This window comes from Rhizobium sp. Rhizsp82 (assembly GCF_047325115.1).
Taxonomy (GTDB): domain Bacteria; phylum Pseudomonadota; class Alphaproteobacteria; order Rhizobiales; family Rhizobiaceae; genus Rhizobium.
The window spans coordinates 3,142,406-3,154,707 of the sequence record NZ_CP168570.1 but is presented as its reverse complement, the minus strand read 5'-3'; the positions used below and the strand labels follow the sequence as shown (position 1 = coordinate 3,154,707).

Annotated in this window: 11 protein-coding genes and 1 other RNA gene; 8 read left to right on the top strand and 4 right to left on the bottom strand. The window is 62.1% G+C overall.

Annotation, left to right across the window (positions count from 1 at the left end; all coding sequences use genetic code 11):
- The first annotated feature begins 37 nt into the window (after window positions 1–37).
- On the top strand, window positions 38–3,766 hold the full coding sequence (locus ACEN84_RS20705; protein ID WP_413709753.1) for an AsmA-like C-terminal region-containing protein: 3,729 nt from the start codon (window positions 38–40) through the stop codon (window positions 3,764–3,766).
- A 230-nt stretch (window positions 3,767–3,996) separates the two neighbouring features.
- Here the strand turns inward: ACEN84_RS20705 and ACEN84_RS20700 are convergent, their stop codons facing one another.
- From ACEN84_RS20700 to ssrA, 4 genes are all read right to left on the bottom strand, one after another.
- Entirely contained in the window at window positions 3,997–4,209 is a 213-nt protein-coding gene (locus ACEN84_RS20700) for a ribbon-helix-helix domain-containing protein (protein WP_413709752.1), read from the bottom strand.
- A gap of 55 nt (window positions 4,210–4,264) precedes the next feature.
- The gene (locus ACEN84_RS20695) at window positions 4,265–4,456 is read right to left on the bottom strand and encodes a DUF4169 family protein (RefSeq protein ID WP_130278025.1); all 192 of its coding nucleotides are present in this window, start codon (window positions 4,454–4,456) and stop codon (window positions 4,265–4,267) included.
- An 85-nt stretch (window positions 4,457–4,541) separates the two neighbouring features.
- Window positions 4,542–5,057, bottom strand: a complete 516-nt coding sequence (locus tag ACEN84_RS20690; protein ID WP_112715387.1) for an SspB family protein — start codon at window positions 5,055–5,057, stop codon at window positions 4,542–4,544.
- Window positions 5,058–5,185: 128 nt separating this feature from the next.
- Window positions 5,186–5,550, bottom strand: a transfer-messenger RNA (tmRNA) gene (gene ssrA / locus ACEN84_RS20685).
- Window positions 5,551–5,667: 117 nt separating this feature from the next.
- Between ssrA and ACEN84_RS20680 the strand changes: the two genes are divergently transcribed.
- The 7 genes from ACEN84_RS20680 (at window position 5,668) to ACEN84_RS20650 (ending at window position 12,300) form a co-directional block, all read left to right on the top strand.
- Window positions 5,668–6,462 (top strand): thymidylate synthase, encoded by a 795-nt coding sequence (locus tag ACEN84_RS20680; RefSeq protein ID WP_413709751.1) that lies wholly within the window; start codon window positions 5,668–5,670, stop codon window positions 6,460–6,462.
- Between the two features lie 150 nt (window positions 6,463–6,612).
- Window positions 6,613–7,578, top strand: coding sequence for a GGDEF domain-containing protein (locus ACEN84_RS20675; RefSeq protein WP_413709750.1), 966 nt, complete (start codon window positions 6,613–6,615; stop codon window positions 7,576–7,578).
- A gap of 60 nt (window positions 7,579–7,638) precedes the next feature.
- The gene (locus ACEN84_RS20670; protein ID WP_413709749.1) at window positions 7,639–8,157 is read left to right on the top strand and encodes a dihydrofolate reductase; all 519 of its coding nucleotides are present in this window, start codon (window positions 7,639–7,641) and stop codon (window positions 8,155–8,157) included.
- A 151-nt stretch (window positions 8,158–8,308) separates the two neighbouring features.
- Complete coding sequence (gene hflK / locus ACEN84_RS20665) at window positions 8,309–9,400, top strand: FtsH protease activity modulator HflK (RefSeq protein WP_112715363.1); 1,092 nt, start codon at window positions 8,309–8,311, stop codon at window positions 9,398–9,400.
- A 3-nt stretch (window positions 9,401–9,403) separates the two neighbouring features.
- Entirely contained in the window at window positions 9,404–10,342 is a 939-nt protein-coding gene (gene hflC, locus ACEN84_RS20660) for a protease modulator HflC (protein WP_413709748.1), read from the top strand.
- Between the two features lie 10 nt (window positions 10,343–10,352).
- Window positions 10,353–10,538: a DUF2065 domain-containing protein gene (locus ACEN84_RS20655; RefSeq protein WP_413711333.1), complete on the top strand. Its 186-nt coding sequence runs from the start codon at window positions 10,353–10,355 to the stop codon at window positions 10,536–10,538.
- Window positions 10,539–10,641: 103 nt separating this feature from the next.
- Window positions 10,642–12,300: a DegQ family serine endoprotease gene (locus ACEN84_RS20650; protein ID WP_413709747.1), complete on the top strand. Its 1,659-nt coding sequence runs from the start codon at window positions 10,642–10,644 to the stop codon at window positions 12,298–12,300.
- The last annotated feature ends 2 nt before the right edge of the window (window positions 12,301–12,302 follow it).

Here is a 12,302-nt window from a genome sequence, read left to right as displayed (position 1 = left end):
GTGTCGGCAACAGAATCCCGAATGGAGAATCCTTGATTTGGTAGGCCGGTTCCTCGTCTTTCTAGGGGGAGTGATCGTGGTAGTGCTCTTTGTGGCGCTACTCGCACCGCTATTCATCGACTGGACGGACTTCCGCAAGAATTTCGAGGATCAGGCAAGCCAGATCATCGGCAAGAAGGTCACCGTGCACGGCACCGTCGATGCACGGCTGCTGCCGTTTCCGTCGGTGACCATGCATGACGTGCGCGTCGGCCAGGAGCCGGATGGCCAGCCGATCGTTCAGGTCGAGCAGTTCTCCATGGACGCCGAGCTTGCGCCGTTTCTCTCCGGCGAGGCGCTGATTTTCGACATGCGGGTCGTCAATCCGAAGGTGCGGCTGCGGCTCCTCAAGGATGGCACGCTCGACTGGATGCGCGGCAGCCAGGCGGAAATTCCGGCCAAGACAGTGGTGCTCGAAAATGTCCACGTCAGTGGTGGCGATGTGCAGTTCATCGACGACCAGTCCGGCCGTTCGCGCAACATCAGCGGCCTGAATGCCGAGATGTCGGCAAAGTCGCTCGCGGGTCCCTGGCGCATCGATGGTGACGCGACTCTCGACGGCGAGCATGGCAGCTTCTCGATCGCCAGCGGCCAGCCGGACGAAAACGGCGTGTTGAAAGTCCGCACCCGTCTCGTTCCCGACCAGCATCCTGTCAGCGTCGATCTGGATGGCGAGCTGAAGCTCGTCGACCGCAAGCCGAACTATCAGGGCACGATGTCGGCAGCGATCGAGAACCGCGGGCAGAGCAAGAATGACAAGACGCTGCCGCCGCCTCGCGTCAAGGGCCGTTTCGAGCTGACCAACGAGCGCATCCGCGTTCCCGAATACCGGCTGGAAGTCGGCTCGGCCGATGACCCTTATGTGATCACCGGGGAGGCGACGCTCGATACCGGCAGCGCGCCGGAATTCCTGCTGACCGCCAATGGCCAGCAGATCGACGTCAACCGCATCGGCAATCAGGGCGCGGGCGGCAAGACGGCGCGCGATCCCGGCCTTTCGGCCCGCCAGCGCCTCAACTCGCTGATCAATATCGTGGCGCAGGTGCCGATCCCGCAGGTGCCGGGTAAGGCGAGCGTGCGCCTGCCGGCCATCGTCGCCGGCGATACGACCATCCGCGACGTGCAGCTCGATCTGCAGCCGGCCGGTGACGGCTGGACGATCGACGATGCCGTCGGCACGCTGCCGGGGCGCACGCAGGTGGAAGGCAAGGGGCGGCTTGCGCTGCGCGGCCAGCCGTCGTTCAACGGCCAGGTGACCGTCGCCTCCAATCAGCCGAGCGGGCTTGCCTCCTGGCTTGCCGGTTCCGTCGATCCGGCGATCCGCCAGCTGCGGCAGGCAGGTTTTTCCGCCGATGTCAGCCTGACGCATCAGAAGCAGAGTTTCGACAATCTGGAGATCGCCGTCGGCCCTGCGACGCTGAAGGGCAGGGTGGAGCGGCTGGCGCCCAAGGACCAGACGCCATCGCTGAATGTCGCTTTGAACGGCGACGCGCTGGATCTCGATGCCCTGAGGGCGCTGACCGGCCTCTTCACCGGCCAGGATGCCGGCGACAATGTGCTCGATCACAAGATCACCGCGCAGCTGAAGGCCGACAAGTTCACGGCCTTCGGCGTCGAGGCGTCGAATGTCGAGACGAGCTTCACCATCGCCGACGGCGCGCTTGCTGTCGAAAAGCTGGCGGTGAAGAATTTTGCGGGCGCCGAGCTGACCGCGACCGGCCGCGCCGAGGGCTCGCTGCTCGACTACAAGGGTTCCGGCGAGATCACCTTCAAGTCGGCCGATCCCGGCCCGTTCTTCACCATGCTGAAGGAGCATCTGCCACAGCATCCCGTCATGGACCGGCTGGTGCGCAATTCGGCCTGGTACACCAATACGGCGCTGCGCGGCGCTCTCACGCTCGGCGGCGACCAGAGTGACGGGCTGACGCTGACGCTCGCCGGTGTTTCCAACGGCAGCCGCGTCAATCTCGATTACCGCATGTCCGATCTTCTGGCGCTGACCGGCAAGGGGACGACCAGCCTCGAGGCGACGCTCGAGAATGCGACGACCTCTGTGCTGTTCGGCCAGGCCGGTCTCGATCCGCTGCCGGTGGAAGCCGATGCCAATGGCAGGCTGTCGCTGAAGGTGCAGGTCAACGGCACCGATCCCGCCGATGCCTCGCTGGCCTTTGCGACCGACCGCACGTCGTTTACCGCCAATGGCAAGGTCGATGTGCGCCCCGATACCTTCATGAACGGCCAGGTCGGCGTGTCCCTGGAGAGCGCCGATCTCGATCCCTACCTGATCATGAACGGCATCGCGCTGCCGCAGCTCGGAACCGGACTGCCGTTCGGCCTCCAGACGACGGCGACGATCGATAGCGGCAAGATCACATTCGCGGACCTGAAGGGCCATGCTGCCGACAACAAGTTCGCCGGCTCGCTGGCGGTCGACAGGGCAGCGAACAAGACCACGGCGAGCGGGGAGCTGGCGCTCGACCGCGCCGATGCGATCTGGCTCGGCGAGGCCGTCTATGGGCCGATGACCGATCCTGCAACCGGCAACCTGACGACCCAGGGTCTCGGACAGCCGGTCTTCAAGGATATGGACGTCAACCTGAAGCTCTCGGCCCAGCAGTTCTGGCCCGGCTGGTCTGGCGCCGTCAGCGATTTCGCCAGCAACATCGCCTATAAGGGCGATGAGCTGCAGCTGAACGACATGCAGGGCACCTGGGATGGCGGCAAGCTTTCCGGCAACCTGCTCTTCACCAATGCTGACGGCACCGGCTTCTTCCAGACGAAGCTGGCGCTTGCCGATGCCGATCTCGGCGGTGTCGTTTGGTCGCGCGACGGGGCGCCGATCGCTAACGGCAAGTTCGGTCTGTCGCTGAGCTCCGAGGCATCCGGCAAGTCGATGACGGAGCTGGCGAGCTCGATGACCGGCTCCGGCGAGATGCGGCTTGGCGAGACCAGCGTGCGTGGCCTCAATCTGGCGATCCTGGCGCCGCTGCTCTCGGCCACCGATCCGATGCAGGACCAGCTGAATGCCGGCAAGGTGCATCCGATCGTCGAGACGCTGCTGAATAACGGCGAGGCAAAGCTGCCGCCGCTCGGCATCCCGTTCAATATCACCGACGGAATGCTCCGGGTTCAGAACGTCACCGTATCCAACGACCTCGCCAAGGTGACCGGCAACGCGCAGATCGACCTGCCACAGGAGCGCATCAACGCCTCGCTGAATATCGGCTTCAACCCCGGCAACGACGCGCTTTCCGGCGCCGATCCGGCGTTGAGGCTCGATTTTTCCGGTCTGCTGGCATCGCCTGGCCGCACCATGGATGTGACCGATATCACCGGCTACCTGTCGCTGCGCGCCTTCGAACGCGAACGCCGCCGCGTCGAGCGCCTGCAGGCCAACGTGCTCGAAAAACAGCGCCTGCGCCGCGAAGTGGCTCTCTACAAGTTCAATGACGCCGAACGCGCTAAGGCGGCTGCGATAGAGGTCGAGCGCAAGGCCGAAGAAGAACGCCTGCGAGCGCTCGCCGAAGCGGCTGCGAAACAGAAGGCGGAAGCGGAAGCCAAGCACAAGGCCGAGGCGGATGCGAAGGCTGCTGCCGACGCCAAGGCCGCGGCGGAGGCCGAAGCACAACGGCGTGCGGCTCAGCAGAACAGCGGCCAGGGCCAGACACCGGCAGGCGGCAACGGCCTGAATTTCAACACCATGCCCGGCGCCGGCATTCCGCAATAAGCCGGATGTCCGTCTTTCCACAATCGACCAGCGATTTACGTCCTTCGGACAAGTCCGGGATGCGGCGAGCGCCTTCATCTAGCGCGAATGCCGCAGCTTCTGATCGAAAGACGGCGTATCGCGGTTTTCAGAAACGCATAAGCTGAAATCGGGTGGTTACCCGAACCTAGCCATCAAGGGGTCATTGCCGGGCGCTCACGGGCGCGGCAATGACCTCGCCAAAGTTACCATCATCCGCTGTTCTTGAGCCAGGCGAGCACATGCAGGCGCAGCGCCGAGGAGAGGTTGCTGTCGGCGGCGCGGCTATCGTCGATCTCTGAAATCAGTGCGGCGAGCGGGATTGCGCGGGCGGTGGCGATCGTCTTCAGTTCGGCCCAGAATTCGTCTTCGAGAGTGAAACTGGTGCGGTGGCCGTGAAGCGTTGCGGAATGCTTGCGGATCATCGGCGAGACTTATTGGCTTGATTAAACGGACGAAGCAGTGCGATCGGCAACGGGCCTATTCGTCCTTGTCCTTCTCGATCCGGCCCTGGCTATGGCTCTTCTCCGCCTTGTCGTTCAGCGCCTTGGTCAACTGCTTCTCGGCTTTGGTGCGGCCGAAGCTGATGCGGTTCTGCTCGGCCTCTTTGTCCTTTTCCGAACGGGCCTGCTTCTTCCTGAACTGGCGGAGATTGACGATTTCGGCGCTCATGGCATGCCCCGATCTGAAATGAATTCGGCCGGCCAAAATGCATTTTGGCTGGAATGAAAAAGGGAAGCCTTGGCTTCCCTTCCGGTTACTGCTTCTTGCGGAAGGCGTCGAGCGAGACGACCGATCCGGGCTTCTTTTCCTCGCCGCCCTCGGCAGGCTTGGCCGCCGGCGTTTCCTCGCTCTTTTCGGGAGCGACTGGATAGGCGGTGATTTCGGCTTCGGTCAGCTCCTCGCCATCGGCGAGCGGCACGTCGAATTCCAGCTCGAAATTCACCGAGGGATCATAGAAGCCGCGGATGGCATTGAAGGGGATGACGAGCTTTTCGGGAACGTCGGAGAAGGAAAGGCCGATCTCGAACAGCGATTCGGTGATCTTCAGATCCCAGAACTGGTGCTGGATGACGATGGTCATCTGCTCGGGATATTTGCTCTTCAGGTGCTGCGAAATGCGCACGCCGGGAGCGCCGGTCAGAAAGGTGATGAAAAAGTGGTGGTCGCCGGGAAGGCGGCCCGTCGCTCCGACTTCGGACAAGACCTTGCGGATGACGCCACGCAGCGCGTCCTGTGCCAGAATGTCGTAGCGGATGTGGTCCTGCCCCATGCTTTTCCTGTCTTTCGTTGGTTCGGAAGTCTTTTCGCTCGCTTATATGCCATGTCCGGCCGCGCTGCGGAAGCCTTGCCCCGAGTCATGCTTGACGGAAGCATACATGATTTCAATGGCAGGGAGAAGGTGAAGGCTTCTGTTGCCAGGTGCCTTCGGACCCCGCCTCAAGGGGCTAACCTAGAGGACTTGGAGCGGAATTCCCGCACCGCCATTAGGCAGCGAGAGCGTATTCCTTAGCGTTGTTGTCGTTTGCAACTACACTTGTGACCCGATAACGGCGGTATCATGCCGAGCGAAAAGTCGATCTTTACACCCTTGTCGATCCTATTTCGCCCCCATCAACAGCAGCCGTACATCCGGCTGTTCTTGGTGGAGGCGCCGGGTACCGCCCCCGGGTCCAATAGGCTTATTACACCGCCCATTTATCGCCATAGCCGGCCCGAAGACCGGCAAGGCTGATATAGTGTTTTCCTGACGGCATGGGAAGAGGCTCGTCACAAAAGCGTCGTTGATATCGGCGGATTTTGCTTGGAAAAGCGATGCCGCGTGGTTGGTTTCGGGGCGGGGACGGCTTAAATATAAGACGAAAACGGAGTCGGCGGCGGCCATGAAGCAATATCTCGATCTTCTGACCCATGTGATGGACAAGGGCACCGACCGTGGCGACCGGACGGGAACCGGAACGCGCTCGGTCTTCGGCCATCAGATGCGCTTCGACCTGAACGACGGTTTCCCGGTTCTGACGACCAAGAAGCTGCATCTGCGCTCGATCATCCACGAGTTGCTCTGGTTCCTGAAGGGCGAGACCAATATCCGCTATCTCAAGGACAACGGCGTCTCGATCTGGGACGAATGGGCCGATGAGAACGGCGATCTCGGCCCGGTCTATGGCGCGCAGTGGCGCTCCTGGCCGGCGCCTGATGGCGGGCACATCGACCAGATCGCCAACCTGGTGAACGGCATCATCAAGAACCCGAATTCGCGCCGCCACATCGTCTCGGCCTGGAACCCGGCCGAAGTCGACAACATGGCGCTGCCGCCCTGTCATTGCCTCTTCCAGTTCTATGTCGCCGACGGCAAGCTCTCCTGCCAGCTCTACCAGCGCTCCGCCGACATCTTCCTCGGCGTGCCCTTCAACATCGCTTCCTATGCGCTGCTGACGATGATGGTGGCGCAGGTGACCGGCCTGAAATACGGCGATTTCGTCCACACGCTCGGCGATGCGCATCTCTACCACAATCACTTCGAGCAGGCGAAGCTGCAGCTGACGCGCGATCCGAAGCCGCTGCCACGCATGCTGATCAAGCGCGACGTCAAGGATATCTTCGATTTCAAATTCGAGGATTTCGAGCTCGCCGGCTACGAGGCCTATGCCAGCATCAAGGCGCCGATCGCGGTTTGACCTCTTCGCAATTTCAGCAAAGCGCTGGACCGCGAGACGATTGAAAACGTCTTTGTCCGGCAATGTCTGAAAATGTACCAAGTTTCATCAGTAAGATATTAATAGCCCTCGGTTATTTTCTCCCGCGCAGGTAATGCTCCCGGGACCGCAATGGACGATACTGACCTTCTTCCCCCAGATGTACTGTCGTCGATGCTGATGCGCATGTTCGAGTTTGCGCCGATCGCCATGGCGATCACCACCAGCGACACGAAGACGTCGAGCTATGCGAAGGTCAATGACGCCTATCTGAAGCTGACGGGTCTGAAATGGGAAGATATCAGCGGCAAGAAACTGACCTCCGAGGGTGCGGCGATCGACAATCCGGCGCGCGATCGCCGGCACAGGATGCTGGCTGAGGACGGTGCCTATGTGCTCGAGGAGGTCGATATCCGCCATGCCGACGGGACGATCATTCCGACGCTGATTTCGGCGCAGCGTACAATCGTCGGCGGTGTTTCCTTCGACGTCGAAGTGATCATGGATGTTTCGGCGCGCGTGCGCCATCAGCGTGAGATCGAGCTGGCGCTTCGCGCTTCGGCACGCACGGATGCGCTCTCCGGCCTGCCGAACCGGGCCTGTTTCGACGAGACCCTGGCAGAGCAGATCGAGACGGCGCGGGCGGCGGAAAAATCGATGGCGCTGGCATTCATCGATCTCAACGGCTTCAAGGCGGTCAACGACCGGCTGGGGCATGGTGCCGGTGACGAGGTGATCCGCACGCTTGCCAGCCGTTTTCGCGAGAGTTTTCGCGCCAATGATTTCATCGCCCGGATCGGCGGCGATGAATTCGTGGTGCTGATCGAAGTGGATCCGGTGCTGATCCACGATGTCAGGAATACGGTGACCGACGCTGCGGAGCGCATCTTCAAGCCGATCGCCATCGATGGGGCAATCACGGAAGTGGGTGCTGCTGTCGGCGTGGCGCTGCTCGAGCCGGCGGATACGGCGGCGTCCTTCGTCAAGCGCGCCGACAATTACATGTATCTCGCCAAGCAGACCGGCGAGCGCGTTGCCGTCATCTGGCTCGGCAATCCGGATGCGCAGCAGACGTCTGCCGGGCGCGCCGTCGGCTAGCTTTCCCCCTCATTAGCGGGTAGGTGTCCGCACTGGCATCGAATGCGGAGGCGGGGTCTCATGTCCGGTATCATCAAGACGATCGTTGTGGCTGTATCTGAGAACGGCATCATCGGCCGGGACGGCGATATGCCCTGGCGCCTCTCGACCGATCTCAAGCGCTTCAAGGCAATAACCGCGGGCAAGCCGTTGGTGATGGGCCGCAAGACCTACGAATCGATCGGTGGCAAGCCGTTGCCGGGGCGCCCGCATGTGGTGATCTCGCGCCACGCCGCGATCGATCATCCCGATGTGACGATGGCGCATTCGCTGGCCGAGGCGATCGGCAAGGCCGAGGCGATTGCGGCTGAGCAGGGGCTCGGCGAGATCATCATCGCCGGTGGCGGTCAGATCTATGCGCAGGCGATCGATCTTGCCGACCGCATGTGCGTTACCCATGTCGAGACGCATGTGGAGGGCGATACTGCTTTTCCGGCGATCGACGCCGCGCGCTGGAAGCCGGTCGAGACGCTCGACGTGCCCGCCGGCGAGAAGGACAATTATCCGACACGCTACGTCGTCTACGAGCGCCGCAGCTGACGATAACGAATTATTTTCCAAGAAAGAACACCAAGTCCTTCATGTCGCGTTGAAAGCAGGGTCGGCGATACCTATAACGGTCACAATCGCTTACCGTCTGCCGCCCCCGCGGGCATATGCGATCGGGAGTTCAACGAACAAAGAGGTTTTGATGCCCTGGAGCAATCAGAATGGCGGCGGCGGCCCATGGGGCGGCGGCGGCGGTAACAATAACAATCAGGGACCATGGGGGCAGGGCCCGAACCGTCCGAAAGGCGGCGGCGGGGGCAAGGGCGGTCCGCCCGATCTCGAAGACATCATTCGCCGTGGTCAGGACCAGCTGGGCCGCATGGTGCCTGGCGGTTTCAATGGCGGCGTGGCGCTGATCATCGTCGCAATCCTCGCGGCCTTCTGGCTCTTCCAGTGCATCTACATCGTCCAGCCGGACGAGCGTGGTGTGGAACTGCGCTTCGGCCAACCGAAGCAGGAAGTCTCGATGCCGGGCCTGCACTTCCATTTCTGGCCGCTTGAGACGGTCGAAACGGTCAAGGTCACGGTGCAGCAGCAGAATATCGGCGCGACGTCGTCGTCGTCTTCGAGCGGCCTGATGCTCTCGGGCGACCGCAGCGTCATCAACGTTCAGTTTGCGGTGTTCTTCACCGTCAGCGATCCGAAGGCCTATCTCTTCAACGTCGAGAACCCGGCGGAAACGCTGCAGCAGGTTTCCGACAGCGCGATGCGCGAGATCGTCGGCCGCCGTCCGGCACAGGACGCGTTCCGCAGCAATCGTCAGCCGATCGAGACGGACGTTCTCAATATCGTTCAGGGGACGATGGACCGCTACAAGGCGGGTATCACCGTTACCGGCGTGACGATCCAGAACGTCGCTCCGCCGCGCGAAGTCTCCGATGCCTTCGAAGAAGTGCAGCGTGCAGGCCGCGACCGCGACAGCACGATCGAAGAGGCAAATCGCTATACCAACCAGCGGCTCGGCCAGGCGCGAGGCGAGGCGGCTCAGATCCGCGAAGACGCCGCCGCCTACAAGGACCGTGTCGTCAAGGAAGCGGAAGGTGAGGCACAGCGCTTCGCATCGATCAACGACGAATATGCAAAGGCTCCTGACGTGACGCGCAAGCGGCTGTTCCTGGAAACGATGGAACAGGTGCTGAAGAATTCGAAAAAGGTCATCATCGACGAGAAGCAGGGGGTCGTACCCTATCTGCCGCTCAACGAGATCGGCAAACCGGCACAGCAGGGAGGTTGAGCCATGACATCCAATAAGCTTCCCGCCGTGCTGATCGCACTCGCGGTCGTCCTCTTCGTCGTCTATTCGTCGGTCTTCGTGGTCAATGCCCGCGAACAGGCGATCGTCGTCCGCTTCGGTCAGATCCAGTCGGTCAAGACCGAGCCGGGCCTGTATTTCAAGCTGCCGTTCGCCTTCATGGATGCGGATCGCGTGCAGTATGTCGAGAAGCAGGCGCTTCGCCTCGATCTCGATAATATCCGCGTACAGGTTCAGGACGGCCAGACCTTCGATGTCGATGCCTTCGTGATCTACAACATCGCCGATGTCCGCCGCTTCCGTGAAACGGTGTCGGGTGACCGCGAGGCTGCCGAGGCTCGTCTTCGCGCACAGCTCGATTCGTCGCTGCGCCGCGTCTACGGTCTGCGTGACTACAATGCCGCTCTTTCCGAAGAGCGCGTTGCGATGATGCTCGAAATCCGCGACGACCTCAGGATCGATGCCGAGAACCTCGGCCTCAACATCGACGACGTCCGTATCCGCCGCACCGACCTCTCGCCCGAAGTCGCGCCGAACACCTATAACGCGATGCGTTCGGAGCGTCTGGCGGAAGCCGAACGGATCCGTGCTTCGGGTAACGAAGAAGGCCAGCGCCGCCGCGCCGTCGCCGACCGCCAGGTCGTCGAGATCACCGCGGAAGCGCAGCGTGATTCCGAAATCCTGCGCGGTCAGGGCGATGCCGACCGGAACCGGATCTTCGCCGAATCCTTCGGCAAGGACCCGTCGTTCTTCGAGTTCTATCGCTCGATGTCGGCCTATTCCTCGTCGCTCTCGTCGCAGGATACGACACTGGTGCTGTCGCCGAACTCGGAGTTCTTCCGCTACTTCGACAGCGCGACCGGCACGCCTGCGGCACCGCCGGCCGCTCCGGCGCCGGCGGCACCCGCCGCACCGGCAAACTGACAATAGAGGACTGCAGGATTTCCTGAGGGTGCCTGCATTCTTTCTCGTGATCGAGGGGCTGGTCTATGCACCGGCCCCTCGTTTTCTTGTGGAGATGGTCAAGCTTCTGCCATCGGTTCCGGAGCGCCAGATTCGCGGCTTCGGACTGGCCGCGATCGCCCTCGGCGTGGCCTTCGTCTGGCTTCTGAGAGGCTAAGTTGAGATTGCACGGGATTTCGCGAAAAGGTGATTTCACGCTCCATCATTCCGCCCTATGTTGGTGGTCAGACTGCCGCTTTGACCTGACATGAGGAAGCTTGATGGCCCCCACGACACGCCCGACCTTCAGACGATCGCTCGCTCTCCTGGCCGGCGCAGCCCTTCTTGCCAATATCGGTCTTGCCGGCACCGCAGCCGCCCAGGGAGTGCCGCCGACAAACGGTCCGGCTTCCGTCGCCGATCTCGCTGAAGGTCTTCTCGATGCAGTCGTGAACATCTCGACATCGCAGAACGTCAAGGACGACGAGGGCGCCGGTCCGGCGCCGCGCGCGCCCGACGGATCGCCCTTCCAGGAATTCTTCAACGACTTCTTCAACAAGCAGCAGGGCGGCAAGGGCGGCGGCAACCACAATGTCAGCTCGCTCGGTTCCGGCTTCGTTATCGACCCCGCGGGCTACATCGTTACCAACAACCACGTCATCGAAGGCGCCGACGATATCGAGGTCAATTTCGCCAATGGCTCGAAGCTGAAGGCCAAGCTGATCGGCACCGATACCAAGACCGACCTGTCGGTTCTCAAGGTCGAACCTAAGACGCCGCTGAAGGCGGTGAAGTTCGGCGATTCCAGCGGCATGCGCATCGGCGACTGGGTGATGGCTATCGGCAATCCGTTCGGCTTCGGCGGCTCGGTGACCGTCGGCATCATTTCCGGCCGCGGCCGTAACATCAATGCCGGCCCCTACGACAACTTCATCCAGACCGATGCGGCAATCAACAAGGGCAATTCCGGTGGTCCGCTCTTCAACATGAAGGGCGAGGTCATCGGCATCAACACGGCGATCATTTCGCCGAGCGGTGGCTCGATCGGCATCGGCTTCTCGGTGCCGTCGGAACTCGCTTCGGGTGTCGTGGCGCAGCTGCGTGAATATGGCGAGACCCGCCGCGGTTGGCTCGGCGTGCGCATACAGCCGGTGACCGACGACGTCGCCGACAGCCTCGGCCTCGATGCCGCCAAGGGCGCGCTGGTCGCCGGCGTCATCAAGGGCGGACCTGTCGACAACGGCTCGATCAAGGCCGGCGATGTCATCCTGAGATTCGACGGCAAGGCCGTCAACGAGATGCGCGATCTGCCGCGCGTCGTCGCCGAAAGCCCTGTCGGCAAGGAAGTCGATGTCGTGGTGCTGCGCGACGGCAAGGAGCAGACCGTCAAGGTGACGCTCGGCCGTCTCGAAGACAGCGACCAGGCTGCGGCAAACAGCGATGACGGTTCGCAGAATGGCGGCGTCATCAATCCGGATCCCGGCGAGAACGACGACATGGACGAGCCCGATAGCGATCAGGCTCAGCCGTCACCCGACAACAAGGGCACGGAAAACAAGACGCCCGAGAACAAGGGTCCCGAGAACAAGGGCCAGGGCCAGACCGACCAGCAGGGTCAGGTCGCGCCTGACTCGGCAACGCCGAAGAACGTCCTCGGTCTGTCGTTGTCGTTGCTCAACCCGGATATCCGCAAGACCTTCAACATCGCCGAAAGCGTCGACGGCGTCGTCGTGACGGAAGTGACGCCCGGCTCGGCTGCGGCCGAAAAGGGCCTGAAGCCCGGCGACGTGATCGTCGAGGTGGCGCAGGAATTCATGAAGTCGCCGGATGCGGTTGCTGCCAAGGTTCAGTCGCTGAAGCAGGAAGGCCGCCGCAACGCCCAGATGATGATCGCCGCCGCCAATGGCGACCTGCGCTTCATCGCAGTGCCGATGGAATAGGG